25 protein-coding genes are annotated in these 25,960 nt (G+C 63.5%); 18 read left to right on the top strand and 7 right to left on the bottom strand.

Features of this window, described 5'->3' with window-relative positions; genetic code table 11:
- Nucleotides 1–56: 56 nt before the first annotated feature.
- Nucleotides 57–2,291 (bottom strand): transglycosylase domain-containing protein, encoded by a 2,235-nt coding sequence (locus tag CRD15_RS04470; RefSeq protein ID WP_370546785.1) that lies wholly within the window; start codon nucleotides 2,289–2,291, stop codon nucleotides 57–59.
- Nucleotides 2,292–2,742: 451 nt separating this feature from the next.
- Between CRD15_RS04470 and CRD15_RS04475 the strand changes: the two genes are divergently transcribed.
- The 4 genes from CRD15_RS04475 to CRD15_RS04490 are packed head-to-tail and all read left to right on the top strand — an operon-like array spanning nucleotide 2,743 to nucleotide 4,687.
- The gene (locus tag CRD15_RS04475) at nucleotides 2,743–3,117 is read left to right on the top strand and encodes a WhiB family transcriptional regulator (protein WP_034980087.1); all 375 of its coding nucleotides are present in this window, start codon (nucleotides 2,743–2,745) and stop codon (nucleotides 3,115–3,117) included.
- A 41-nt stretch (nucleotides 3,118–3,158) separates the two neighbouring features.
- Nucleotides 3,159–3,317: a DUF4177 domain-containing protein gene (locus tag CRD15_RS04480; RefSeq protein ID WP_011274258.1), complete on the top strand. Its 159-nt coding sequence runs from the start codon at nucleotides 3,159–3,161 to the stop codon at nucleotides 3,315–3,317.
- A gap of 43 nt (nucleotides 3,318–3,360) precedes the next feature.
- Complete coding sequence (locus tag CRD15_RS04485) at nucleotides 3,361–3,828, top strand: RidA family protein (protein ID WP_070550909.1); 468 nt, start codon at nucleotides 3,361–3,363, stop codon at nucleotides 3,826–3,828.
- A 28-nt stretch (nucleotides 3,829–3,856) separates the two neighbouring features.
- Nucleotides 3,857–4,687 carry an MBL fold metallo-hydrolase gene (locus CRD15_RS04490; RefSeq protein WP_034968773.1) on the top strand — a complete coding sequence of 277 codons (831 nt, stop codon included), beginning with the start codon at nucleotides 3,857–3,859 and terminating at the stop codon, nucleotides 4,685–4,687.
- A 47-nt stretch (nucleotides 4,688–4,734) separates the two neighbouring features.
- Here CRD15_RS04490 and glxR read toward each other — a convergent pair whose 3' ends face one another.
- A complete protein-coding gene (gene glxR / locus CRD15_RS04495) occupies nucleotides 4,735–5,418 on the bottom strand; it encodes a CRP-like cAMP-activated global transcriptional regulator GlxR (protein WP_034968775.1) in 684 nt (227 codons plus the stop codon).
- Nucleotides 5,419–5,606: 188 nt separating this feature from the next.
- On the opposite strand from glxR, the gene nth reads away from it, so the two are divergent.
- The 4 genes from nth to CRD15_RS04515 are packed head-to-tail and all read left to right on the top strand — an operon-like array spanning nucleotide 5,607 to nucleotide 9,228.
- Nucleotides 5,607–6,431, top strand: coding sequence for an endonuclease III (gene nth, locus CRD15_RS04500; protein ID WP_034980080.1), 825 nt, complete (start codon nucleotides 5,607–5,609; stop codon nucleotides 6,429–6,431).
- Nucleotides 6,432–6,440: 9 nt separating this feature from the next.
- Complete coding sequence (locus CRD15_RS04505) at nucleotides 6,441–7,136, top strand: TlpA disulfide reductase family protein (protein WP_043012393.1); 696 nt, start codon at nucleotides 6,441–6,443, stop codon at nucleotides 7,134–7,136.
- Nucleotides 7,133–8,014, top strand: coding sequence for a CoA pyrophosphatase (locus CRD15_RS04510; protein WP_187402015.1), 882 nt, complete (start codon nucleotides 7,133–7,135; stop codon nucleotides 8,012–8,014). Before CRD15_RS04505 ends, CRD15_RS04510 begins: the two co-directional genes overlap by 4 nt.
- Nucleotides 8,011–9,228 (top strand): MarP family serine protease, encoded by a 1,218-nt coding sequence (locus CRD15_RS04515; protein ID WP_034971934.1) that lies wholly within the window; start codon nucleotides 8,011–8,013, stop codon nucleotides 9,226–9,228. Before CRD15_RS04510 ends, CRD15_RS04515 begins: the two co-directional genes overlap by 4 nt.
- A gap of 6 nt (nucleotides 9,229–9,234) precedes the next feature.
- On the opposite strand, the gene CRD15_RS04520 is transcribed toward CRD15_RS04515, so the two are convergent.
- Both CRD15_RS04520 and CRD15_RS04525 read right to left on the bottom strand, forming a co-directional pair.
- A complete protein-coding gene (locus CRD15_RS04520) occupies nucleotides 9,235–10,158 on the bottom strand; it encodes an alpha/beta fold hydrolase (RefSeq protein WP_187402016.1) in 924 nt (307 codons plus the stop codon).
- Between the two features lie 18 nt (nucleotides 10,159–10,176).
- Complete coding sequence (locus tag CRD15_RS04525; RefSeq protein WP_034968785.1) at nucleotides 10,177–10,686, bottom strand: phage holin family protein; 510 nt, start codon at nucleotides 10,684–10,686, stop codon at nucleotides 10,177–10,179.
- Between the two features lie 93 nt (nucleotides 10,687–10,779).
- Between CRD15_RS04525 and CRD15_RS04530 the strand changes: the two genes are divergently transcribed.
- Nucleotides 10,780–11,565 (top strand): hypothetical protein, encoded by a 786-nt coding sequence (locus tag CRD15_RS04530; protein ID WP_034968786.1) that lies wholly within the window; start codon nucleotides 10,780–10,782, stop codon nucleotides 11,563–11,565.
- A gap of 13 nt (nucleotides 11,566–11,578) precedes the next feature.
- Here CRD15_RS04530 and CRD15_RS04535 read toward each other — a convergent pair whose 3' ends face one another.
- Nucleotides 11,579–12,406 carry an HAD family phosphatase gene (locus CRD15_RS04535; RefSeq protein ID WP_187402017.1) on the bottom strand — a complete coding sequence of 276 codons (828 nt, stop codon included), beginning with the start codon at nucleotides 12,404–12,406 and terminating at the stop codon, nucleotides 11,579–11,581.
- 154 nt (nucleotides 12,407–12,560) lie between these two features.
- Between CRD15_RS04535 and CRD15_RS04540 the strand changes: the two genes are divergently transcribed.
- From CRD15_RS04540 to CRD15_RS04565, 6 genes are all read left to right on the top strand, one after another.
- Entirely contained in the window at nucleotides 12,561–13,748 is a 1,188-nt protein-coding gene (locus CRD15_RS04540) for a hypothetical protein (protein ID WP_187402018.1), read from the top strand.
- Nucleotides 13,749–13,775: 27 nt separating this feature from the next.
- Nucleotides 13,776–14,981, top strand: a complete 1,206-nt coding sequence (locus tag CRD15_RS04545; protein WP_370546789.1) for a TadA family conjugal transfer-associated ATPase — start codon at nucleotides 13,776–13,778, stop codon at nucleotides 14,979–14,981.
- Nucleotides 14,968–16,182 (top strand): type II secretion system F family protein, encoded by a 1,215-nt coding sequence (locus CRD15_RS04550; RefSeq protein WP_237743962.1) that lies wholly within the window; start codon nucleotides 14,968–14,970, stop codon nucleotides 16,180–16,182. The genes CRD15_RS04545 and CRD15_RS04550 overlap by 14 nt, the downstream gene beginning before the upstream one ends.
- Before the next feature lie 127 nt (nucleotides 16,183–16,309).
- Nucleotides 16,310–16,705 (top strand): DUF4244 domain-containing protein, encoded by a 396-nt coding sequence (locus CRD15_RS04555; RefSeq protein ID WP_255463734.1) that lies wholly within the window; start codon nucleotides 16,310–16,312, stop codon nucleotides 16,703–16,705.
- Between the two features lie 106 nt (nucleotides 16,706–16,811).
- On the top strand, nucleotides 16,812–17,120 hold the full coding sequence (locus CRD15_RS04560) for a hypothetical protein (RefSeq protein ID WP_034971924.1): 309 nt from the start codon (nucleotides 16,812–16,814) through the stop codon (nucleotides 17,118–17,120).
- Nucleotides 17,121–17,156: 36 nt separating this feature from the next.
- The gene (locus tag CRD15_RS04565) at nucleotides 17,157–17,480 is read left to right on the top strand and encodes an Rv3654c family TadE-like protein (RefSeq protein ID WP_070550920.1); all 324 of its coding nucleotides are present in this window, start codon (nucleotides 17,157–17,159) and stop codon (nucleotides 17,478–17,480) included.
- Nucleotides 17,481–17,492: 12 nt separating this feature from the next.
- On the opposite strand, the gene CRD15_RS04570 is transcribed toward CRD15_RS04565, so the two are convergent.
- Nucleotides 17,493–18,866 carry a S9 family peptidase gene (locus CRD15_RS04570; protein WP_187402019.1) on the bottom strand — a complete coding sequence of 458 codons (1,374 nt, stop codon included), beginning with the start codon at nucleotides 18,864–18,866 and terminating at the stop codon, nucleotides 17,493–17,495.
- Nucleotides 18,867–18,942: 76 nt separating this feature from the next.
- Nucleotides 18,943–21,312 carry a DEAD/DEAH box helicase gene (locus CRD15_RS04575; protein WP_187402043.1) on the bottom strand — a complete coding sequence of 790 codons (2,370 nt, stop codon included), beginning with the start codon at nucleotides 21,310–21,312 and terminating at the stop codon, nucleotides 18,943–18,945.
- Between the two features lie 266 nt (nucleotides 21,313–21,578).
- Here CRD15_RS04575 and CRD15_RS04580 point away from each other — a divergent pair, with 266 nt between their 5' ends.
- The 3 genes from CRD15_RS04580 to CRD15_RS04590 all read left to right on the top strand — a co-directional run bounded on the left by CRD15_RS04580 (nucleotide 21,579) and on the right by CRD15_RS04590 (nucleotide 25,946).
- Nucleotides 21,579–21,782, top strand: coding sequence for a cold-shock protein (locus CRD15_RS04580; RefSeq protein WP_005292238.1), 204 nt, complete (start codon nucleotides 21,579–21,581; stop codon nucleotides 21,780–21,782).
- A 214-nt stretch (nucleotides 21,783–21,996) separates the two neighbouring features.
- Nucleotides 21,997–25,002, top strand: coding sequence for a type I DNA topoisomerase (gene topA / locus CRD15_RS04585; protein ID WP_187402020.1), 3,006 nt, complete (start codon nucleotides 21,997–21,999; stop codon nucleotides 25,000–25,002).
- Between the two features lie 41 nt (nucleotides 25,003–25,043).
- On the top strand, nucleotides 25,044–25,946 hold the full coding sequence (locus CRD15_RS04590) for a CoA transferase (protein ID WP_187402021.1): 903 nt from the start codon (nucleotides 25,044–25,046) through the stop codon (nucleotides 25,944–25,946).
- The last annotated feature ends 14 nt before the right edge of the window (nucleotides 25,947–25,960 follow it).

Consider the following 25,960-nt stretch of genomic DNA (forward strand, 5'->3'; position numbering starts at 1 on the left):
GGCTGGGTGGCTCAGTGTCGGAGGCTCAGTGCCGGAGGCTCAGTGCCGGGCGGCGGCTACTGGAACTGGCGCAGGAAATCGTCGAGGTCTTCCAGTCCCCGCTGGACTTCCGGCGGCAGGTTAAGTTCCGGCGGCGGGCTATCCGCTGGCTGTGGGCGGGTTGTGCCCTCCCCTCCACCGGAGCCATTTCCCGAATTGGATGACGAGCCCCACTTGCCGGGATCCGTGCCCGCGTCGTACTTCTTGTCGTAGCTAGGTAGCTTCCCGCCACCGTACTTGTCGATCATCGGCTTGGAGGCTTCGAAGAAGATCCGGGCGGGCTCGTTACCGCCGTAGAGGTTGCCAGAGCCACACTGGCGCACCGGGGAGGTACACAGGTTCTGGGGAGTTCCACCATCGTTGAAGATGTAGGTGGAGCCAGCCCAGCCAGGCGTGAAGCCCAGGAATGCGGCGGAGAAGCTGGTCTCCGTCGTACCGGTTTTGGCAGATACCGAGGCACTCCAGCCTTCCGCCCGCGCGGCGGCTGCGGCCGTGCCGCTTTGTGCATCGCTGCCCATGCCGTTGGCCAGCGCGTCGGCGATGGACTTGTCGATGGCTTGCTCGCAGTCGGCCTCCTTCAGCTCAACGGCCTCGCCGTTGCGATCCTTAATGGACAGAACGGGCAGGGGTTCGCACCAGCGCCCGTGGTCGGCCAGGCTGGCTGCCACGTTGGATAGTTCCAGCGGGTCGACGGCGGTCGGTCCCAGCACGAAGGATCCCAGGTTGTTGTCTTTCACATAGCTTTCCACGGAGTTTTCACCGTCGAAGCTGCCCTTGTCCTTGTAGGAGCGCAGACCCAGCTTGATGGCGATATCCACGATGCGCTTCATGCCGATCTTTTCAGCCATCTCGACGAAGGGAGTGTTCGGGCTGGTAGCCAGAGCCTCCTTCAATGTCATATTCGGCTTGTAAGCTCCCGCGTTTTCCACGCAGTACTTGTTTGCGGGGCAACCTCGCGCACCGCCGGCGCCCATGCCCTCAACTTCGGCGCGGGCGGGCACGGCAAGGTTGGTGTTCAGACCCATTCCTTCTTCCATCGCGGCGGCCGCGGCGAAAATCTTGAACACGGAGCCCGCGCCGTGGCCCTGCAGGGAGTGCGTCAGCGGCAGCACGGATTCCCGCTTCTTCTGGTTCAGCCCGTACGTGCGCGACGATGCCATGGCCAACACCTGGTGTTTTCCATCGATCGGGGCCAGATAGTCGGTCGCGGCCGCTACACCGTCCTGATCGGGGGCGACCTTACCGCGGGCAGCGTTCTCCGCGCTCCTCTGCGCCTTCGAATCGAGGGTGGTGCGGATGGTGTATCCGCCCTTCGTGATCTCGTCCTTGGAGATTCCCTTTCCTTCCAGGTACTGCAGGACGTAGTCGCAGAAGAATCCGGAACGGCCAGCGCCGATGCAGCCGTTGGTTGGTATCGCTGGCTCTTCCAACACGCCCAAAGGCTTGGCGGCTAGCTCATCGGCCTTGCTCTGGGGCAACGTCTTCGCCGTCACGCGCGCCTGCAGAACGGCGTTGCGGCGTTTCTTGGCGCCTTCCGGGTTGGTGTACGGGTCTAGCGCGCTGGTCGATTGCACAATGCCGGCCAGGAAGGCCGACTGGTTATCATCCAGGTCCTCTGCGTTGACACCGAAATATGTCTGCGCAGCCGCCTGCACACCGAACGCGCTATTGCCGAAAGAGACCAGGTTGAGGTACCGGGTTAGGATTTCATCCTTAGATAGCTCCCTGTCCAGGTCTCTCGCCATCTTCATCTCGCGCAGCTTGCGGGGCAGGGAGGTCTCGATGGCCTGCGCTGCCTCGTCCTCGTTCTCCGCATCAATCAACCACAGGTAGTTCTTCACATACTGCTGGTTAATCGTCGAGGCGCCCTCCGAGACCCCGCCGCTGGAAAGGTTCGCCAGAGCCGCACGCATGGTGCCACGGATATCCACGCCCTTGTGGTCGTAGAACCGTCGATCCTCGATGGCCACGATGCTGTCCTTCATGGCCCGAGAGATCTTCTTCGACGGCACCTCCGTCCTGTTTTGGTTGTATATCCAGGCAATCGTCTGGCCATCCCGGTCGGTGATCCGCGAGCGCAGCGGCACAGTGTTGTTCTCCGAGATGTCCTGAACGTTGGAGTTCATGGTGTCCGTGCTGGCGTTTACCACCCATCCGCTTGCGCCCGCGAAAGGCAGGATTGCGGCAGCGAGCAGCACGCCACCGGCCAGGATGGCGAGGAAGAGTTTAAGAAATGGCTTCGGTGCGTCCACGCGTAACACCTTAACCCACGCCCCGGACAACCCTTTGCCCTTTCTTTAGGACGCCCTCCTTCCCCACCGCTGGGGGTGCTGCGTCCCCCCGACGGGGTATGCGCATATAAGTAGGCAACGTCTGTTCGAGCTACAGGGCTGGATCCAACCAGCCATGTGATTTACGCCACTTTGTTTGGTGGTGTGACCAGCGGGATTGTGAGGGCGTCAAAAAGAAGAGCGAAAACGCAGGAAGTTAGGCGTATGGCTGAAGGTGGCTCGCTGAATGCTTACAGCGAAATGTCATGTGGATATCAATTACCCCCAAAATGTGACGCATTCGACACTTCTAAAAACTTGTGAATAAAATTACCAGTAGAGCAAGCCTCCAAGGCAGTTGGCGGCAACAGAAACCAGCCGGCGCACAAGGCGCCACAGCCACACTGTCAGGGGCACGTTTCGGAGGAAGAGAATGACTGCATCGCTTGCCCGCACGACGGCCAACAGTGGCGCCAAGCCGACCTGCCAGCCAGCTGAACAAATCACGACCCGCGAGTCCTTTAACAACCGCGGCGAGTGGATTACGCAGGCGCACTGCCGCAACGTGGATCCGGACGAGCTATTTGTCAAGGGTGCAGCGCAGCGCAAGGCTGTAGCGATCTGCCGCCACTGCCCAGTGGTGCTGCAGTGCCGTGCCGATGCTCTGGATAACAAGGTGGAATTCGGCGTGTGGGGTGGCATGACCGAGCGCCAGCGTCGTGCACTTCTGCGCAAGCACCCCGAAATCAACAGCTGGGCGGACTTCTTCGCAGGCCAGCTGGAGGCTACCCAGGCAGCAAAGCAGTAATTGCCGCAGTAAGAACTTCCGCACGCGCTACAGTGGTGGCCATGACTAACTGGGAATACGTAACCGTACCGCTGCTCACTCACGCCACTAAGCAGATCCTGGACAACTGGGGTCAGGATGGCTGGGAGCTCGTATCCGTCCTGCCTGGCCCGACCGGCGAGCAGCACGTGGCATACATGAAGCGCCCGCTGGAGCAGTAAAAACTAAAAGCTAGAAACCACAAGCTCAAGCACACGAAAACACATGGCACAGAACAATTTCCACGCAAAGCTCGAGGAACTGGGTCTGCAACTACCGCCGGTGGCCGCACCAGTGGCCGCCTATGTTCCCGCCGTGCGCAGCGGCAATATCGTCTACACTTCCGGCCAGCTGCCCTTCGTCGACGGTGCATTGCCCGTCACGGGTCTGGTAGGCGCCGATGTGACAGAGGAGCAGGCTTATGACGCCGCCCGTACCGCCGCACTGAACGCCATTGCCGCCATCGACGACCTGGTGGGTATCGAAAACATCGAGCGGATCGTGAAGGTCAACGGATTCGTAGCCTCTACGGCCGACTTCGGTGGCCAGCCGGGAGTGATTAACGGGGCTTCGGAACTGTTAGGCCAGATTTTCGGCGAGGCTGGTGTGCACGCCCGCGCCGCAGTCGGCGTGGCCGCACTGCCACTGAATGCCCCCGTAGAAGTAGAAATCATCGCGCAGATCAGCGCATAATTTGGCCGTTCGATCTACACTGGGAGGCATGGAGCACCCTGCTTATAGCCAACTACGCCCAGTAACCCCGAACGTCGGCGTCGTACTCGCGCCGAACCCCAGCTACGCTGCCCTGGAAGGTACGAACTCCTGGGTGATTCGAGGGGAAAACGACACAGTATCCGTTGTGGTGGATCCGGGTCCGCAAGACGAAGGTCACCTGAACGTGCTGAACACCAAGGCCACCGAAGGGGGCGCAAACATCGGAGTTGTGCTGCTGACGCACCGCCATGCGGATCACGCCAATGGTGCCCAGCGCTTCCGTCAGATCTCCGGTGCGCCGATCCGCGCCTTCGACAAGCAGTACTGCATTGCCGCTGACGAGCTTAAGGACGGGGAGATCATCTCCTTCGAAGGCCTGACCCCGACCATTGAGGTTGTGCACTGCCCTGGTCACACCTCCGACTGCGTGGCCTTCTTCATCCACTCCAACGGCGGCACCGATGATTCCGACGTGGAGGGCATCATCACCGGCGACACCCTGGCCGGCCGCCACACCACCATGATCTCCGAGACCGACGGCGACCTGGGGGCTTACCTGGAGACCCTGGCTAAGCTGCGCGAACGCGGGCAGGACAAGCCACTGCTGCCGGGTCACGGTCCAGATCAGCCGAACCTGGCCGAGGTGGCTCAGAAGTACATCGACCGTCGCGAGCAGCGCCTGGAGCAGGTCAAGGAAGCTCTGAAGAAGCTGGGCGACGATGCCTCGGTGAACGACATTGTGGATGAGATCTACACGGATGTCGACCCGGTTCTGCGCAACGCTGCCGCACAGTCCACTCGCGTGACGCTGCGCTTCCTGCGCGGCGACGAAAACTAGCGCGCGCTACCCCCAGCGCTTAATCCCCGGTTTAGCGCTGGCGCTGCTTAGCGAGCGCGCTTAGCCAGACGCTCAGTGTCGGAGATCAGCACCGACTTGCCCTCCAGGCGGATCCAACCGCGGTGGGCAAACTCTGCCAGCGCCTTGTTCACCGTCTCGCGCGAAGCGCCCACCAGCTGGGCGATCTCTTCCTGCGTCAGGTCGTGGTGCACGCGCAGCGCCGTGCCTTCCTGCGTGCCGAAGCGGTTGGCCAGCTGCAGCAGAGCCTTGGCCACGCGGCCGGGAACGTCCGTGAAAATCAGGTCCGCCAGGGAGTTGTTGGTGCGGCGCAGGCGGCGAGCCAGCACGCGCAGCAGCTGCTCGGCGATCTCCGGGTGCTCGCTGATCCAGTTGTGCAGCATGACGGAATCCATCGTCGCTGCGTGGAGCTCCGTCACGCAGACGGCAGATGAGGTGCGCGGACCCGGATCGAAGATAGACAGCTCGCCGAACATGTCGGATGGCCCCATGACCGTCAGTAGGTTTTCGCGCCCATCGACCGAATGACGGGCGAGCTTCACCTTGCCGCTGATGATGATGTACAGACGGTCGCCGGGCTCGCCTTCTTCGAAAATGGTGGTGCCACGCGGGAACTTGACGGTATCCAGCTGGTCAATAAGGGTACGCACCGCGGTGGGTTCAACACCTTGGAAGATGCCTGCCCTTGATAGTATCTCGGATACTTCTGCCATCCTAAGTTTCACTTCCGTTTCTGGCGTCGCGGTGGCTGGGTTGACCACCTGGTCTATGTCGCGCTCGAATGTAGGGTTCGTCTCTTTTGTTAAACCATACCCAACTATGTCACAGACCTAATCCGAGCCCGGGTACATTAGGAATATTATCGATCAGTTCTGCCGATTCTGAAGGTTCCACAGGTTCCATGTCCGCTGAAGGTTCCATGTCTGCTCAGCCCACGCCCCCGACGCTACCCCGCATCGGCTCGCACATCGCGGCGAAGGGAAAGGAAACCCCTCTTGGGCGCAAGCGTCGCGCCCGGAAAATCAACCGCACCCTCGCCGTGGCCTACCCGAATGCATTCTGTGAGCTGGACTTTAGCAATCCTCTGGAGCTGCTGGTAGCCACCGTTCTGTCCGCCCAGTGCACGGACAAGCGCGTGAATGCTGTGACCCCGGCGCTGTTCCGTCGCTATCGCACCGCGGCCGACTATGCGGAGGCCAACCTCGAGGAGGTTGAACAGATCATCAAGTCCACTGGCTTTTATCGCTCCAAGGCTAAGAGCATTGTTGGCCTCGGCCAGGCCATCGAGGACAACTACGAAGGCGAAGTCCCGGACACGCTAGAGCAACTGGTGAAGCTCCCCGGTGTGGGGCGCAAAACCGCCAACGTGGTGCTCGGCAACGCTTTCGACACCCCGGGCATCACCGTCGATACGCACCTGGGGCGCTTGGCTCGTCGCTGGAAGCTGACGGAGCACGAAGACCCCGTGCAGGTCGAACGCGACCTCATGGAGCTCATCGAGCGAAAAGAATGGACCCTCTTTTCCCACCGGGCGATCTTCCACGGCCGCCGTATTTGCCACTCCCGCCGGGCAGCCTGTGGAGCCTGCTTCCTGGCACACCAGTGCCCTAGCTTCGGGGTCGCGGGGCCGGCTGACCCCGAGGTGGCGTCAACAATGATTAAGTCGGACGACCGCGAGCACCTCCTGGATATGGCGGGGTTCGGGCCGAGTGGCCAGGTAGACTGATTTCCTGTTATGTCTGCACCTGTCGAACACTCCGCTCGCACGCGCGCGATCATCATCGCCGTCACGCTGGTCGTCGGTATTGCGATTGCTTGCGTGCCGCTGGTCATGGCGTTGCGCGGGGATTCTGCGGACAACGCGGGTGGGGCTAGTTCTTCGGTGGAGGACGCCCCCTCGGCCTCCGCCGCCGAAGGTCCTGTCGAGGTCACGCACAAGGTCCGCTGCCCGGAAGGCGCGGGGGAGGCCTCCGTGAGCCCTCACGCTGAGCTGCAGGACGTGCGCCTGCCGTGCCTGACGGAGGGCAGCACGGACGGTAAGAGCAGCGCCGACGCGAAGGCGAGTACCTCCCTGGCCGAGCGCCTGGCCGGCAAGCCCGCCGTCGTGAACGTGTGGGCCTGGTGGTGCGCGCCGTGCCGCAAGGAACTGCCGATGATTCAGCAGCTCGCCGCCGACCACCCCGAGTGGAACGTCGTGGGCGTGCACCTGGATGCGAAGGGCCAGGCCGGTGCCGACATGCTGCGGGATCTGGGCGTGGATGGCCTGCCGAGCTTCCAGGATTCCAACCACGCCTTCGACTCCGCGGCGAAGCTGCCGAAGGTCGTGCCGCTGACCGTGGTCTACCGCCCCGACGGCACCCGGGCGCGCCTGTACGCGCAGACCTTCCGCAGTGCAGAGGAGATGGAAAAGGCGGTGAAGGAAGCCCTATGACCCGCCCGAGTTCGCACCTAGCCCAGTGGCTTGCCCATGCGCAGGCCCAGCCGGAACTACCCGTCGACCTGCCCGAATGGCTGCGCGACTTCGCCCGCGACTGCCGCGAAGTGGGCATCCACCAATACCTCAACGACTCCGCCCGCATCGTCCCGGAGACCGACGAGCACGGCCGGCCGCCGCGCTACTCTGCGGTGCTGATTCTTCTTTCTGGTGACGCCACCTTCATCCGCCCCGCCGGTGCCACAGGAAGGCAGGCCATCCCCGCCGACGCAACCATGCTGCTGACCCACCGCGCGCCGACGATGCGCAACCACAGCGGACAAGTGGCCTTCCCTGGAGGAGGCGTGGAGGAAGCCGACGCTGGGCCGATCGACACTGCCCTGCGGGAGGCCGAAGAGGAAACAGGGCTGAACCCGGACACGGTGGAGCCGTTTGCAGTGCTGCAGCCGATCTACATTGATCGCACGAACTTCGCGGTGGTGCCGGTGGTGGCGTGGTGGCGTCATCCCCATCGGGTAGAGTGCCCCACGACCGAAAACGATTGGGTAGAGCCATACCCGCTGCCCGAGTTGGTGAACCCCCAGCAACGCTTCGAGGTTGGGGTGTACGGCTGGCGCGGGCCGGCCTGGACGCTGCCCATCGGTGAGGAGAAACCGCTGGTGCTATGGGGCTTCACCGGAGGTGTGATAAACGCGCTCTTACGCCGCGCAGGCTGGGAGGAACCCTGGTCCAGCGGCGGAGGCGAAGATGGTGCCGAAGAGCCGCATAACCTCTTTACAACCCTGGCCAGCTCCGCCAACGGCGAGGCGCTAGGGGAGATGAGAGAAGGGTTCGACAGAGCAGAAGAACAAGGCAGAAACGGAGGCGCACCATGACCGGGATGACGGGAGCAACGATCCTCGACATCGTGCTGGTGTTCGTGTGCCTCGGCGCGCTGACCTCCGGGTACCGCCAGGGCGGGTTTAGCGCTGCGCTGAGCTTTGTGGGCGTGATCCTCGGCGGCTTCTTCGGTGTGAAACTGGTGCCGATCGCGGTGCGAGTGGCGGAGGAAAACTTCAGCGATAACCACAGTGCCCGCTTCTTTGCGGCGCTGATCACGGTGACGGTGGTCGTGGTCGTGGGCTACGCCATTGGCTCCAGCATCGGCGCGAACCTGCGGGATAAGATCCGCACCCGCGAGCTGCTGCGATTGGAATCGGTCGTCGGCGCGATCGTGCAGGTTTTTACGACGCTGCTGATCGTGTGGCTAGTGCTGGTGCCAATTGCCACCGGGAACGTCGGCGGGTTCGGCAAAGCGATCAAGGGCAGCAAGATCCTCGGCGCGGTCGGCAATTCCGCCCCAGCCTGGTTTAAGCAGCTACCGGCGCAGACATCCCAGCTGATCAACGACTCGGGCTTCCCGATGATCGCGGATCCGATGGAGAACCTCCCGACCACGGAAGTCGACCCGCCTGACAACGCCTTAATGCGATCCCCGGCGGTCAAGAACACACGCGAAAGCGTGGTGCGCGTTGTGGGAGAGGCGGAACAATGCAGCCGCATCCTGCAGGGCAGTGGATGGGTGATCGACAAGGATATGGTGATGACGAACGCCCACGTCGTTGCCGGTACCGACAAGGTCACGCTGGCCACCAAGGACGGGCCACACGAGGCCAAGGTTGTCTACTACAACCCGCAGCAGGATATCGCGCTGCTGCACAGCGCCGACCTGCCCTTCGTGCCGATGAAGTGGGCCGAGGACGAGGGTAAGCAAGGGCAGGACGCAATCGTCATGGGGTACCCGCACGGCGGGCCGTTCCAGGCATCGCCCGCGCGTATCCGCGAGAAGTTCGTGGTCAGCGGCCCGAATATCTATGCCAACGCCCGCGTGGAGCGCGAAAGCTACTCGCTGCGCGGATCCGTGGTGCAGGGGAACTCCGGCGGTCCGCTGATTGACACGAACGGGCACGTGCTGGGGTTGGTCTTCGGTGCGGACGTGAATGAGAAGGACACGGGCTACGCTTTGACGAAGCAGGAAGTCCTCAGCCATGTCGGGGACGTGAACAAGCACCACGACAGTGCCGACACCGGGGCCTGCGTGGCGGAGTAGTGCCGCCTAGCGTGCGTTCGCCTGTTCGCGGATGATCTCTGCAATGCAGTGGGGATCTTCGACGTGCGGATAGTGCCCCACGCCGAACAGCACCCGCCGGTCGGCCGTTGCGGCGCGCCGAGCGGACTTCTCCGCCAAGGCTTCGTCGAAAACGGGATCCATGTTGCCGTCGATGGCTAGCAGCGGCACCTCAACGTGGTCGGGGAAAGTCCGCTCGAACCTAGTGCCCTCCGGGCGGAAGCGGCTGCGGAAGGGCCAACGTAGGTATTCGCAGGAAAGATGTGCGACCTTATCCACCTGCATAGCTTCGCGGCGAAGTGCGGCGTTGCGGAAGTAGGCGTCCGTATCCCTAAAACCTGGGGCCACACCAGCCCTAAAGATCTTTTCGGCGACCGCAGCGTTGTCCGCCAGCAACTTGCGCTCCGGAAGGCGCGGCAGCTGGGCGGAAAGAATGCGACGGGCGAAGTGCGGCTGGGAAAAAGGCTGCGCCAGAATGCCGCGGAAGCGCAACGGCGGGTTAATTGAAGACAAAGTGATGAAGCGGCGGACGCGATCCGGGTGGTGCGCCACCAACGTCCAGGCAACCATGCCGCCGTAGCCGTGACCGACAACCGTGGCGGTCGTGTAGCCCAGACCCCGGATCACCCCGGCCATGTCGCTGGCTGCGGTGGTCAGGTCGTAGCCGCGTGGCGTTTTGTCCGAGCGCCCATAGCCGCGAAGGTCGACGGCGGCCAGGCGCAGATCCTCGCCAGCCAGCTGCTGCATTAGCGGGTGCCAGTCGAAGGCGCCACCGCCGAAGCCGTGGATGAACAACACCAACGGTGCGTAGCGGGGGCCTTGTACGTCTACACGAAGGCGCACACCCCGCGAATGCACAAAAGTGGCATGCGGGGTGTGCGGATCTGAAGCGTGGGGGTCTTCGGACGTCATGTAAAGAGCTTAAGGAATTTAGGTGTACATTCCCGACTTGCGGCCAGACGCAGAGTTCTTGCCACCCTGCGGGATGACGGTCTTTAGCTCGCTGACGGACTCGATGGTCTTTTCCGGCTTCTTCACGCCCTTGACCTGCTTCACACCAACCAGAGCCAGGATGATGACCAGCAGCAGCATGAACAGGAAGACGATCAGGAATGCCAGCCAGCGCGGCAGGAAGGTATCCAGAGCCTCGGCGATGGTGAAGAAGAGGAAGAAGGAGCTGTAGGCCAGGATGATGGCGGCGGCGCCGAACAGGCCCACACCGATGCCGGCCTTCTTGGCGGAGGTAGCGATCTCGGTCTTCGCCAGCTCGACCTCAGAACGGACGAGGGAGGAGACCTGTGCGGAAGCGTCCTTCACCAGATCGCTGATGCTGGCCTGGCCCTTGGCGTGGGTATCCACATCCGACAGTGGAATAGCGTTGACCTGCGGGTTAAAGCTATCGCGGTCGGTGAACATGCCTGCGCGATCTTTGTTGCTCACTGTAAAACTCCTGGGGGTTACACCTAATTGACTTCCCCTAGTTTGCCAGACCACGGGGAAGTTTGCGCGGGCGGGTGCATTATTGTCTTAAATATGTCTGACAATTCTGTGCACGATCCGCTCGCCGGACTGGCCGATCTGCCCGGCGTGCCGGAGGCTGTGGCCCAAGCCAACGATCACCTCGCGCGCCTGCACCGTCACCCCGCGAACCTGCGTGGATGGGATGTCACGGGCGCGGAGGCTGTGCTGCGCGGGGCGCGGGCTTCGGCACAGCTGGACGGCGGTAGTCCGCGGCTGCCCGAGGACGGCCAGGTGGAAGATCCGATCCTGGCCGGTGCGCTGCGTGCCGCCGAGCTGCTGGCGCCGGACGGGATCACGGACACGGTAACCACGTGGCGCCGCGCCCCGTTGCAGATCATCGCCCGTATTAATGCGGTGGCTAGCCCGCAGATGTCCGACCCAGCGTTTCGCCAGAAGGCCGCGGGCGACGCAGAGTTCCTGGTGCCGGGCCGCCCGCGCCGTTCGACGGATGCGCGCCTGCAGCTGCTGGGCAAGTTCATCGCTGGTGGGACGAAGGTGAATGCGACGGTGCTGTCTGCGGTGATCCACGGCGAACTGTTGGCTTTGCAGCCTTTTGCGGACGCCACCGGCGTGACCGCCCGCGCGTGCTCCCGTCTGGCGACCATTGCCACTGGCCTGGATCCGCGCGGTTTGGGTGTGCCGGAGGTGTGGTGGAACCGCAAGCGCGAGGATTACATGGCGAAGGCAGAGGCTTTCGCCAGCGGCACCCCGGAGGGCGTGGCCGAGTGGATTATTTTCCACGCCACGGGTCTGTCGGAGGGGTCGCTGGAAGGCAAGTCGATCGCGGACGCGAAGTAGTGCGGGCGCGGGGCTAGACCCCTTCGTCGCGCCCGCGCAGCCACATCGCCAGCCCAGTAGCGGCGATGCCGAGCAGTGCGAGTGTGGCGCCCGCCCCGGCCAGCACCGCTGCCTGGGGGAATAGCGGTTCGGGGCGGCTGAACTGCCGGATCGGCCAGTCGGATTCGGTCGCCCGCTTTTTGAGGGGACGGTCCGGGTTCACGGCAACCGGGTTGCCCACCAGCTCCAGCATGGGGATGTCGGTGGCGGCGTCGGAATAAGCGTAGCTTTCGTCCAGGTCGTAGCCGTGTTCCGCGACGAGCTGCAGGATCCGTTCGACCTTGGCGTGGCCCTTGTTGAAGTGCGTGACGGCGCCGGTGAAGCGCCCGTCCTTTTCTTCTAGTTCTGTGGCAAACAGGTGGTCAACGCCGAGTTCTTTGGCGATCGGCTGCACCATGATGGAGGCCGAGGCCGTCACGATGGCGATGCGATGACCCATTTTGCGGTGCCATTCGATGAGCTCGCGCGCTTCGGTATAGATGAACGGGGTGATGACTTCCTGCAGCGCGTCTTGGGCGACTTGGCGCAGCGGTTCGGATTCGCGATCCTTAATGATGCTGGTCAGCGCGTCTTTGGTGGATTCCAGGTTGTCCTCGGAATGGGTGGAGAGCATGTAGTTGCCCAGCATCGCCATCATCTTCAGCACCTCACTGGTGTTCAGCAGGCCGCGTTCGGCCATAGGGCGGCGGTAGGCCAGGGACGCCGACGTATCGATAATCGTCTTATCGAGGTCGAAAATAGCCAAAATCCGCCCATCGCCCGATGCGCGTGCTGGCTCCTGGTGCTGATTCACATTCGTCATTCTAATTACATTCCGTCCCTTATGTCACTCTTATCTTTTCCTGTTTCTGGTTATCCACAGGCTCTAGACCCTTTTTTGTGACGCCAACCCGACTTTTCCACAGCCAAAAAATCAGGGGTACTTTTACGACCGCTCAACTGACAGCCTTTGTTTCATGGGAGCAGGGAAGTCAGGTAAGCGGAACAAGACAGCAGCAAAGAAGGCAGCAGCGACAGCCCCAGCGGGGAAGCTGAGGCCGGTGATTATCGACATCGCCGACCCGCTGTGGAATAACGAGGCACGCATGGTGGCGGCCGTGACCAGGCGCCCCATGGTGGTGCACGACGGGGCGGAGGAATCCACCGCAGAGCTGCTGCGTGACCTGGATCGGAAAGACGGATTTACGTGCCAAAACTCCGCCATCGTACTGAGTGATAGGGATAGCGAACTTACTCGCCACCGCCTGGTGCGCACGATCCGCGTGGACCAACTGGAGCCCTCCCTGGACGCGGGCGGGGCGATGGTGCTGGCGGAGATGATCGGGGCGAACGACGTGGTACGCATCGCGGTGAGCTCCGCGGTGGGCGGCGCCGGGTCCAGCCTGTTTGCAGCCCAACTGGCCTATTACATGTCCTGCGAGGGAAGGCCCGCGGTTCTTGTGGACGCCGACCCGCATTCCTGTGGCCTGGATCTTGTACTGGGCAAGGAAAGGCGGCCCGGACTAACCCGAAACCAGATCCCCGCTGACTGCGACTTCGAGCAGCTGCGCAGCCACCTGCTGATGTTGGGCTTCGATAGCGCGGGCGGCAAGAAAATCGGCGCCGATGGAGGGGCCGTGCCCGTGATTTACGCCGACCGCTATCCGACGTTCGGCGCACACAGCGGCGGCAGAGGCTTGGACGTGGGGCAGCTCGCCCACCTGATGCACGCGGACGACATGGTGGTGGATTGCGGGCGCAGCCTGCCGGTGGCCGATAGCGCCAGCGCCGGGTGGACGGAACAGTGGGGCGAGGCGGAACCAGACGTGCACATCCTGGTCGCGCCCTTAACCATCCAAGGGGTGACGGCCGCCAGCGCATTGCGTAATCGAATGCTGGAAAACGACCGTGCAAAACCACTGATCGTGCTGCGGGAAACCCCCGGGGCATCAACGTCCGTGGCTGTCGCGGCGTTGATGCTGGACGAGGCTCCAGTGACAGTGATCCGCCACGATGCCCAGTGCGCGTCCGCCTTAGACCGGGGTGAAGCCGAGTATTGGATCGAAAGTTCGCTGAAACATGACCGCGCTCGCGAACCGGTGCGTGAGGTGTGGGAGAAGATCCAGGGGATCATCGGCAACTGCGCGCTTCCGTTGGCGAGCTAGGGAATTGGGAGTAGGGGGGAGACCGTGGTGGCGTCAAGAAGGAAAAAGGCCGAGCGCAGCCAACCGGAACCGGAGCGTGGGCTGCTGGCTCTTGTGCGCGACGACCTGGCAGAACAGGGAATCAGTCGGCCGGATGAGCACGATCTTTCGCGCAGCCTGCACCTCCTTGGGGAGGCGAGCGTGGAGAATGTGCGCACGCTGCAGAGGGAATTCAGCGGGCTGGGGCCGCTAGCCGGGCCGCTGCTGGATCCGCAGGTGACAGATGTGGTGCTCAACGGTGATGGCGACGTGTGGGCGGACCGGGGTGCGGGGATGCAGCGCGTGGATAGCGTGAAGATCAGCGCCGAGAGCGCGCGGGATCTGGCGGTGCGCATGGCGACGATGTGCGGCGAGAGATTGGACGAGGCCCGGCCTTTCGCAGACGGAGTGTTACGCGATTTGCCTCCGGACGTAGCAGCGCAGGCGATTCGTGTGCACACGCTGCTGGCGCCCCCGGCGGCAGGCGGCAGTTGCATAAGCCTGCGGGCGATTACCGGTCAGAGGAACTCTTTGGACGCACTGGTGGCCGGCGGGCTGGCTAGTAGGGAGATGGCCGAAGTGCTGCGGCGAATAGTGCGGGCGCGGCGAAACATTTTGATTAGCGGTGGGACGGGCGCGGGTAAGACAACGCTGCTGGCTGCGTTGCTGGCGGAAGTGGCCCGCGACCAGCGGTTGATTGTGGTGGAGGATACCCCGGAGCTGTTGATCGGCCACCCTCACGTCGTTTCGATGGCGACCCGCGAAGGCAATGCGGAGGGCGCAGGCGCAATCACCATGACAACGCTGGTGAAGCAGAGTCTGCGCATGCGGCCGGACCGCATCGTGGTGGGGGAGATCCGCGGGCCAGAGGTGGCCGATCTGCTGGTTGCGCTCAACACCGGGCATGCGGGCAGTGCAGGGACGATCCACGCGAACGATCCGGCGAGTGTGCCGGGGAGGTTGGAAGCGCTCGGAGCAATGGCTGGCCTGGATCGGATGGCGCTGGCGCGCCTGGTGATCGACGGCATCGACGTGGTGTTGCACGTTTCGCGCACAGACCAGGGGCGACGGTTAACCCACATCGGGCGCTTGGTCGGCGACGAGCGGGCTCGCATCGAAGTGCTGTGGCAGTGGCGCGGCGATGCTGACGGCGGGGGTGGCGAGGTTGCCGAGGGCGCCGAAGCGTTCGAGGAGTTCTGTGATGAACTGGGCTGATGGGGAGCTGATGATTTCCGTACTGGCGGTCGCTGCTGCCGCTCTGATGGTCACTTTCACCCTGAAGATCGTGGTTGGTCGGGTGCTGAAAACTCGTCGCCGGATGAAGTCCCTGGGCGAGGTGCGCGATGTGGTGGATGCCATTGCCCGCGAGGTGATGGCCGGTGGGCGTTCTCTGGACGCCGTCGAGCGTGCGTCTGAGGGGCTGAAAACTGAGGCGCTGCGCCGTGCCCTGGACGTGGAGTGTGCAAGAGTGCGCCTCGGCGCCGCGCCGGGTGCAGAGGCTGTCGGCGCCGGCGCAGGTGCGGGGGCTGGCGCTGGCGCTGGTGCGGGGGCTGCTGGCCCTGTAAACGCGGTAAACAGCGACGCCCCTAGCCTCCTGTCCCACCTATTCCAGATCTGGGGCATTTCCCACCGTCACGGCGTGGGGTTAGCTGGGTTGGCGCGGGCGCATGTGACGGACATTGATGCGCAGCTGGCGCATATTTCGAAATCCACCTCCGCGACGGCGGGAGCACGCCTGACGGTGACGGTTTTGCTGGCGCTACCTGTCGGCGCGGTGGTGCTGGGGCAGGCAAGCGGGTTGGGGACACTGAACTTTCTGATAACCAACGTGCTCGGGGTGCTGCTCTTCCTCGCCGGGGTTGGCCTCGTGTGCGCGGGCACTCTGTGGACGGAGTACCTCAGCGAGTCTTTAACTACGTCTCCGCTAGGAGGAGTGGGCGTGCGGGCCGGTCCGGCCACACCCACGCCCATGGGGCCTCTGGACGCAGCCCGTGCCCTCGACGTCACTGCTGCAGCCCTGCACGCCGGAAAGGCACTGCTACCTGCATGGGAACTGGGGGTAGGGCAGTTGGCACGGGGTAATCGGAGTGAAGTCTGCGAAGGTCAGGATCTGCTTCAACACTCGCTCGCTCTTCTGCATTTAGGTGGGGGAGAGCAGGCCTGGCTCGCATTAGCCGATCATCCACTGTTTGGTCCCATCGCCCGCCAGGCAGCTCAGCAAACCCGCGCCGGAACATCGCTCGCCGATGGGATGCGCCAGCAAGCTGAGCACCTGCGCCGGGTCGCTGCTGATAAGGCAACCGCGGGAGCCGAAAAGGTTCTCATCGCTTTGGCTGCACCGCTGACCCTCTGCTTCCTCCCAGCCTTCGTATTCGTGGGTTTGATTCCGCTGGCCATTGGTATGGCCTCGCTGTAGGGCACCACTGTAAAAGGCACGCGGAACACGGTAGGGGAAGCAGCGGCGGAGCAGTTTCGCACGACATCTATTCATCACTCACACGACACGGCGGCGCGCTCTTCGCGCCCCGGGAAGGACTCTGACCATGACCACTTCAACCATGACCGCACCGACCACGGCTGCACCGACTACGACTGCGCCGACCATACTTGCGCCGGTTAGCCCGCATCCTAGCTACGAGCCCTGCGCACAGACCATGGCAAACATTCAACTCAAGGCGGCCCCGATAGAGACGGATCCGGCCTCCGGTGTAGCGGAAGAAACATATACCGACCAGCATCCAATTGCTCGTTGGTGGAACCAGATTATTGGAGCGATTTACAGTCGTTACGCAGACGATAGGGGAATGTCCACTATCGAATATGCACTAGGGTGCGTCGCGGCAGCGGCCCTCGGCGCACTGTTGTACACGGTCGTCACCTCGGACACCGTAGAGCAGGCGCTCAGTGGAATCTTCGAAAAGGCACTGAACACCAAGTAACTGGCCGGGACTCAGGACGTCCCACGCCCACTGCACACCGCGCGCCTGACCTTTCCCGGTTCGGGCGCGTGGGGGCGTCAATAAAAGACAGCAATCAGGAACGAACATGAACACAGTCGAAGGTGCCATCGTCCTCACCGCCATGACCCTCGTCGCCGGCGGAGCCGCCACGGGATTGATCACCATGTCACAGGCCGCCGCAGCGCAGTCGCTGGCGCGGACCGTCGCCCGAGCCGAAGCGCGCGGTGGCGATGGGGTGGCGCTAGCCAGGGAAATTGACGCCACCGCCGCCGTCTCTACCTCCCACGAAGGCGGTGCGGATGCACCTCTTGTGCGGGTGAAAGTTACCAAGGACGGGGCTCTTTTTGACGTTCACGGCGAGGCCGTGACGATGGTGGAGCCGGACGGGGAATAGAGACAGTAGAGGGATGGGGAAGGTGGAGGTTGGCTAATGAGCACCGTCTACGGGGCGATGATCACGCTCGGCATCCTGTCGGTGGTGTCTCTGCTGGCGCTGGGGAGCGCGATGTTGGGGCACAAAGAGCAGGCCAGCACGGCCGCGGATCTGGCCGCACTATCGGCGGCGATGGTATTGCAAACCGGTGAAGGAGAGCCTTGCGGCACGGCCCGAAGTATCGCCGCTGCCAACGGTGCTGATGTGGAGAACTGCGAGGTCAAGGGCGAGTTTGTGACGGTAAACGTCATAACTCGCATGGGTTCGAACTCGCGCATCCTTCCGCAGAAGGCGCAGGCCACGGCGGGGCCTGCGGAGTAGCTCAGGACGAGGTTATCCCTGGCGGAAAAGGGTAGCCAGGAAAGGTGTTGAATCCCGCTGGGATGCTGGCACCGTACCGCCATGGTCGGTGGGGTACCAGTGAACCTCGACCCGCTTGTTTCGCTTCTGCATGTCGCCGATGAACTGGTGAATCCACATGTCCGAATTCAAAATGATGCCGATGGGAGTGGGAACATCCTTATCTAGCAGACCGTGCCCCAGGAACACGGGCTTGTCATAGCCCGTGGCCGGGGTTTGCAAGTAGGCGCGCAAAGCGGGCTCCAGGCCAGGAACCGTGCGCAACGGCTTGGAGAAAGCCCGGGCTACGTTGGTGCCTTTCAGGCTTTCCGAAAGCTCGGGGAGGCAGGACTCCTCGGCGGCCTTCACCATGCGCTTGCCCTCCGGGGTGAGGGCGGAATCCACATCCACGTTCGGGTTAGCCTCGCGGAACCCGGCCAGTATGTACAACGCATAGGTGTTCAACCCGGCGGGGAGAGGGACGGGTGGGAAAGAGGGGCTTCCGGCCAAAACAATCTCCTCCACATAGGCAGGAGCGCCGGTCGCCACCGTGCCCAGGAAGTTGAGTCCAGCCTGCTTGCTGCGCTGCGTTGCCCGTAGCGCCACGTGCAAGGCAGCGCCACCGCCTTGCGACTGGCCGATGACGGCCCACTTCTTGGACAGCGCCTGCCCGCCCTGTTTTACGGCTGGAAGGCTCTGAGCTGCGATAACGGAATCAACCACATTCGCGGCGGTGGACTTGCCGTTGAGGTAACTCATCAGCCCTTCCGTGCCCATGCCCGCATAGTCGCTAGCCACAATTGCATAACCCTGTTTCAGCCAGTGATTCAGGTAATCCGCATCGCGCGGCGAACGGGGGTTCATCGACGGAGTGCACTGATCAGCCAACCCCACCGTTCCATGCGCCCACGCCAAAACAGGCCAACCACCGACTGGTGGCTTGCCCTTTGGGAAGAACATCGCGCCCGTCGATGGGGACACGGTTCCATGTTGATTGGTGGTGGAGTAGCTAAAACGGAACTGCTGCCCCGCTGCGGACAATCCCACCGACGGATCCAGCGGAACCGAGTTCATCAGGACGCCCGCCGTGGCAGGAGTAGCGCCAATCTTCAACCCACTATCCACCGGCTTTCCCGCGTAGGGGGCCGGGGTGCGCATCGGCACACCCCGGTTCACCACGCTCGGGGCGCTGGACTGCAGGCTCGGGGCGCTGGACTGCGCGGCGGCCACGCCGGCCACGCCGGCCACGCCGGCCCCGTCAGTCACGCCAGCCACGCCGGACAGTGTTGCCAGCGACAGGGAGGCAGCTGCGGTTGCCGCTATGACTCTCCGGCGAGCAAAATACTTTTCTCCAACAAACGACCTCATGTGGGGAAGTATATGCCTTCACCGGTTGTGGCGGGAGGCGTCATGAAAAGAAAAACAGCGAGCCCCACCGACCGGGTTAGTCGGAACCAGTGTCCGCCGCCGCATCGGCCAGCGCCCGCAACAACAACACCGCACCCGCCTTGAACAGCGGATCGTTGCCGTTGCCGCACTTCGGGGACTGCACGCAGGACGGGCAGCCAGAGTCGCACTCGCAGGTCTCCACGGTCTCGGCGGTGGCGGCCATCCACTCGGCAAAGCGGGCGAAGCCTTGCTCCGCAAAGCCCGCACCACCTGCGTAACCGTCGTACACAAACACCGTCGGCAGACCCGTATCGGCATGCAAGGCGGTGGACACGCCACCGATATCCCAACGGTCGCACGTCGCGATCAGCGGCAACAGGCCAATCGCCGCATGCTCCGCGGCATGCAACGTACCCGGCCACGTCGGCTCCGGCAAGCCCAGATCCAGCAACACATCGGGATCCACGGTGTACGCCACCGCGCGGGTGCGCAGCGATTCCGGCGGCACCTCCAGCGGGACGGTCTCCAGGATCTCGCCGCCAGGCAAACGCTTCCGATAGCCGCTGACGGTATGCGAAACCTCCACGTCCACATCCGCCAACCACACCCCGTCGCAGACCTTGCGTGTCCCCCGCGTGCGCCGCACCGCAATGTCGGTATCGCGGATCACCTGGGTGGTGTACTCCGGGAACTCAGGCCGCACCCACGCCACGGATTCCTCCAGGTCCAGCAACTGCACCACAAACGTTTCGCCCTGGTGCATGTACACCGCCCCGGTGTGCACGTCTGACGTTGCACGCGACTGGTCCACGGTGCCCAGAAGGCGGCCGGAATCGACCTCCACGATCGCCACCTGAGCCGCCGCCCCGCCGCGGATCGATACCTGCGCATGTACCTTCTGCGCCACCTGCAGATCCGCGAAAATGCCCCGCGGCCTGCGCTTCAGCGCTCCCTGGCGCAGCAGGTGTTCCACCACACGCTCCGCGCCCCAGTGCGCCACCTCTGCCTCGGACAGCGGCTTTTCCGCCGCCGCACACACCACGTGGTCGGCCAACACATAGGGGTTCGTCGGGTCGAAAACGGTGTTCTCCACGGGCTGGTCCAGCAGGGCCTCCGGGTGATGCAATAGGTACGTGTCCATCGGATCATCCGCCCCGACCAGCACTACCAGGGCGCCCTGGCCGCGCCTTCCCGCGCGCCCTGCCTGCTGCCGGAAGCTCGCGATCGTGCCGGGGAAACCGCTGGTCACAACCACGTCCAGCCCGCCGACGTCGATGCCTAACTCCAGGGCGTTCGTCGAGGCGATTCCCAGCAGCTCGCCGTTATCGAAGCGACGCTCCAGCTCGCGGCGATCCTCCGGGGTGTAGCCCGCGCGATAGGCCGCCACCCGCACCGCGTCCGCGCTACGCCCCATGGCCGCCAGCTTCTCCGCAGCGGCGACGGACACGACTTCCGCGCCGCGTCGGGAGCGCACGAAGGTCAGCGTCCGCGCTCCCTGCGCAATCGCCAGCCCCATCACATCCGCGGCTTCGGAGTTCGCCGCCCGTCGCACCGGCGCGCCGTTCTCGCCTTCCGCCTCGGGCAGGAACCCCGGCTCCCATAACGCCACGGTCCGCTCGCCCGCAGGGGCGCCGTCCTGCGTCACCGCCACCACGTTCGGTCGCCCCGTCAGTCGGCGCGCGTGTGCCGCCGGGTCCACGCTGGTCGCAGAGGCTAACACGATCGTCGGTGCCGTCCCGCACAGCCGCAGCAGTCGCCGCAGCACCATCGCCACGTGCGCGCCGAAAACTCCGCGGTAAACGTGGCATTCGTCGATCACCACGTAGCGCAGCGTGCGTAGCAGGCGGCTCCACGACTGCGGATTCCCCAGGATCGAGGCGTGCAGCATGTCCGGGTTCGTCACGATCACCCGCGCCTGGTCGCGGATCACCCGCCGCGTCTCGGGCGGGGTATCACCGTCGTAGGTGGCCACCATGATGTCGCGCAGGTTCGCCGCGCCCGCGCACATCCGCGCCAGTGCTGCCCGCTGATCCTGCGCCAGCGCCTTCGTCGGCGCGATATAAAGTGCCGTCGCGGTGCTCGCCGTAGCCAGGTCGCTCAAGGCCGCTAGTTGGTAGCCGAGGCTCTTTCCGGACGCCGTACCAGTCGAAACCACCACATCCCGCCCCGCATGTGCGTGGTTGGCGGTCTCTACCTGGTGCGACCACGGGGCGCTTATTCCCTGTTCATGCAGGTATTCCACCAGAGTCTCGTCGACCCACTCCGGCCACTGCGCCGTCTGCGACGGGCGGGCGGGAATGGTGCGTGTGTGGGTGACGGTGGAACGCGGAAACTCTGGCGTCAGGTCGGCCAAGAGTTCCTCGCCGAAAGACCGCGCAGAAGAGCCTGGCGCAGAATCTGGAGTAGGGGGCGTGGGGTCGGACATCACCGTCTGTTCTAGACCCATTAGGGGGTGGATACAAGTTATTGTCTGGGATATTTCATTCTCGGCTGATCGTTTATCCCGTGACGTGGCAGACTGTCGAATGGTTATTGAAATCCTCGGCACTTTTCCGCTCGCCTCGTGCGTGAGGGCGGGTTTCGCTGGGTTTTGGGCCGATTGGGTTGGAAACGACGTACGTTCCGACCTCGGCGTTCGATGGTCGAAGCAGACTGGCGCCGGTCAGTTTCAACAAGATAGGTAGTAAATTCATGGCACAGGGAACCGTTAAGTGGTTCAACGCGGAAAAGGGCTTTGGCTTCATCGCCCCGGACGACGGATCTTCCGACGTCTTCGTCCACTACTCTGAGATCCAGGGCAGCGGCTTCCGCACTCTCGAGGAGAACCAGAAGGTCGAGTTCGAGATCGGCGAGGGCGCCAAGGGCCCGCAGGCTCAGAACGTCACGGCTCTTTAAACCCGCAGGGTTTTAGCAGGCCCCCGCCCCCGGTGCACCTCGCGCCCGGCGGGGGCTTTGCCGATTATGCCGGTGCCCACCCCGGTTGCAAATAAATTGCGAAGACCGCGTAGTGTCGCTTAGAAATGCGTAAGTGGGCAACTGTTGTGGGAAATCTGTATAACAATGGCACCCGGCAAGCTTTAGATTTTTGAAGGATGTGTGAGTTCAACCGATGGCAAACGATGACGTCAAACGTCTAGTGATCGTTGAGTCGGCGACGAAGGCGAAGAAGATCGCCCCGATCCTGGGGCCGAACTACATCGTCGAGGCTTCCGTCGGGCACATCCGTGATCTCCCCCGGGGCGCCGCAGACGTTCCGGCCAAGTACAAGAAGGAACCGTGGGCGCGTCTGGGCGTCAACGTCGATAAGGACTTCGAAGCGCTCTACGTCGTCAGCCCGGACAAGAAAAAGAAGGTCTCCGACCTCAAGGCTAAGCTCAAGCAGGTTGACGAGCTCTACCTCGCGACAGACCCCGACCGTGAGGGTGAGGCCATCGCGTGGCACCTGCTTGAGGTGCTGAAGCCGAAGGTGCCGGTGCGCCGTATGGTGTTCCACGAGATCACGAAGAACGCCATCCTCGAAGCCGCGCAGAACACTCGCGAGCTCGATTACGACCTGGTCGATGCGCAGGAATCCCGCCGCGTGCTGGACCGCCTGTACGGCTACGAGGTCTCGCCAGTGCTGTGGAAGAAGGTCATGCCGCGCCTGTCCGCCGGTCGCGTGCAATCCGTCGCCACCCGCGTGATCGTCGAGCGCGAGCGCGAACGCATGAAGTTCATCGCCGCCGAGTACTGGGACTTGAGCGCCACGTTTGGCGTAGTTGATGCTGTTTCTTCTTCTCTTGATGACGCCGCCCCGGACTCCTTTGAAGCACGGCTGGCAACGGTCGCTGGCAAGCGCGTGGCTCAGGGACGTGACTTTGGTGATGATGGCAAGCTGAAGGCCAGCGCGAAGGACACGTTCGTGCTGGATGGGGCGAAGGCGAAGTCTCTGGCAGAGGGGCTGCAGGGCCAGGAGTTCGCCGTGACCGCGGTGGAGGAAAAGCCTTACACCCGCCGCCCGTACCCGCCGTTTATGACCTCCACCTTGCAGCAGGAGGCTGGCCGGAAGCTTCGCTTTACCTCGGAGCGCACGATGCGCATTGCGCAGCGTCTGTACGAAAACGGCCACATCACCTATATGCGTACCGACTCAACCACCCTGTCGACCGCCGGTATCGAGGCCGCCCGTAAGCAGGCCAAGGAGCTTTACGGTGCGAAGTTCGTGGCTGACGGACCGCGCCAGTACTCCCGTAAGGTCAAGAACTCGCAGGAGGCCCACGAGGCCATCCGCCCCGCGGGCGAGACTTTCCAGACCCCCGGTCAGCTAAGCAACCAGCTGGATGCCGAGGAATTCAAGCTATATGAGCTGATCTGGCAGCGCACCGTGGCCTCCCAGATGGCCGATGCGAAGGGCCAGTCGATGAAGGTCACCGTTGCCGGTGACGCGAAGTCCGGCGAAACCTGTGAGTTCAGTGCCACGGGACGCACCCTGACCTTCCCGGGCTTCCTGAAGGCCTACGTGGAGGTCAGCCGTACCGCCGACGGTCGCGATGTTGCTGACAATGCGGAGAAGCGACTGCCGCAGCTGACGGAGGGTGATGAGCTGAATGCCCGCGACGTGGAGGCCGATGGGCACTCCACGAACCCGCCGGCTCGCTACACGGAAGCCTCGCTGGTGAAGAAGATGGAGGAGATGGGCATTGGTCGCCCGTCGACCTATGCCTCCATCATCCGCACCATCCAGGACCGTGGCTACGTGCTGCCCCGCGGAAACGCGCTGGTTCCGTCGTGGGTAGCTTTCGCCGTGATCGGCCTGATGGAGCAGAGCTTCGGCGCGTTGGTGGACTACGACTTCACCTCTGCAATGGAGGATGAGCTGGATGCCATTGCCTCCGGCGACGAAGATCGCGTGAACTGGCTGAAGGGCTTCTACTTCGGTGATAGCTCCCGGCCGGAGGCGCCGGGCGCGGTCGTGCCCCGACTGGGCGGACTGAAGCACATTGTTGGCGACAACCTGGAGCAGATCGACGCCCGCCGCGTGAACTCGCTGCACATTTTCGACGATGAGAACGGTGTGCCGATTGTGGTCCGCGTGGGCCGCTACGGTCCCTACCTGGAGCGAATCAAGCCGCTGCCGGGGGGTGCCCCGGAAGGCGCTGAGCCCGAGGTACAGCGCGCCAATCTGCCGGAATCCATGACCCCCGACGGGCTGACGTTGGAGGTGGCGGAGAAGCTCTTCGCCACGCCGCAGGGTGGTCGGGAGCTAGGAACCAACCCCGCCAACGGGCGCCCCATCGTCGCCCGGGAAGGCCGTTATGGCCCGTACGTCACCGAGGTGCTCGGCGAGGACGAGGAATCCCGCGTGGCCGAGGAAGCGGTGAAGGTCTGGGAGGCCGAGCGCGACGAGCAGGATCGCGAACGCGAGGCCGAGGGCAAGAAGCCGCTGAGCCGCGAGACGAAGACCGCGCAGGCACAGAAGGAAAAGCGCGTTAAGCAGATCGTCGAGGAGACTCTGAAGCCCAAGACCGCCAGCCTGTTCAGCGGCATGGAGCCGGCCAGCGTGACCCTGGAAGAGGCTCTGAAGCTGATGAGCCTGCCGCGTGAGGTCGGCGTCGACCCCAGCGACAACGAGGTGATCACCGCCCAGAACGGTCGCTACGGCCCCTACCTTAAGAAGGGCAACGATTCTCGCTCGCTGGCGAACGAGGAGCAGATCTTCACCATCACTCTGGACGAGGCGCGCCGTATTTACGCCGAGCCGAAGCGTCGCGGACGCGCCGCTGCGCAGCCACCGCTGAAGCAGCTGGGTGATAACGACGTCTCCGGAAAGCCGATGTCCGTCAAGGAGGGCCGCTTCGGCGCCTATGTCACGGACGGCACCACCAATGCGTCCCTGCGCAAGGGCGATACCCCGGAGACGATGACCGACGCCCGTGCGAATGAGCTGCTGTCGGAGCGTCGCGCCAAGCAAGCCGCGGAAGGCACGGCACCTGCGAAGTCGAGCCGCAAGGCCACCAAGAAGTCGACCAAGAAGGCTGCGAAGAAGGCGACGAAGAAAGCCTCGAAGAAGTCGGCCAAGAAGAGCACCAAGAAGCCCCCGACACTGACGAAGCGCACGGTGAAGAAGTCTCGCTAATTCCCCCATACTTTTGGGTATGAACTGATACGTTCGGGAGCATGAATCAGCTCCCGAATTTCACCGTCGTCTCCCTCGCTCCGAACCTCCCCGGCCCCGTCGCCGCGAAGCGTCTGCAGGAACTGGGTGGCACCGTCATCAAGGTGGAAGGCTCCGGCAAAGCCGCCGACCCTATGCGCCTGTACTGCGAGCCTTACTACCAGCACCTGGTGGAGGGGCAGCAGGTGCTCAGCATAGACCTGAAGGAAGAGGCCGGCCTGCGGGAACTGCACGAGTTGCTGGAGAAGGCCGACCTGCTGCTCACGAGCTCCCGCCCAGCTTCGCTTCAGCGCCTGGGACTGGGGTGGGAGGACCTGCACGCGCGCTTCCCCGCGCTATCGCAGGTGGCGATCGTCGGCCACTCCGGCGAGCATGTCGACGTGGCGGGCCATGACCTCACCTACGAGGCACACGCCGGCACCCTGTCCTTCCACGGGGATACCCCCGCGATGCCGGTGGTTCCCATTGCGGACCTGGCAGGCGCGGAACGCGCCGTATCCCAAGCGCTGGCCGCCCTGTGGCAGGCTAGCGCCACTGGCGAGGGCAGTTACCACGAAGTCGGGTTGGCAGATATGGCCGAGGAATTCGCCACGCCAGCGCGCTTCCGACTCACGGGACCCGATACCTTGCTGGGCGGCCTGCTACCTGGCTACGGCCTTTACCAGGCCGAGTGCGGGGGCTGGGTGGCTATCGCCGCGCTGGAACCGCACTTCTTTGTTGGCCTCATCGAGGCATTGCACGCCGAAGACCTGCTGCCGGAGGGCACCACGTCCGACCAGCTGCAGTCCGCGGGAATTACCGCAGAGCAGCTGGCCGTGGCAGTAGAGCAGAAAACGGCGGCGTGGTGGGACGAGGTGGCGTCAAAAAGAAACCTGCCCATTGCCTCGGTACGGCGCGGGGCTTAAGCAACAGCGCTGCG

This window comes from Corynebacterium sp. LK28, from assembly GCF_014335105.1.
In the GTDB taxonomy this organism is placed as follows: Bacteria; Actinomycetota; Actinomycetes; order Mycobacteriales; family Mycobacteriaceae; genus Corynebacterium; species Corynebacterium macclintockiae.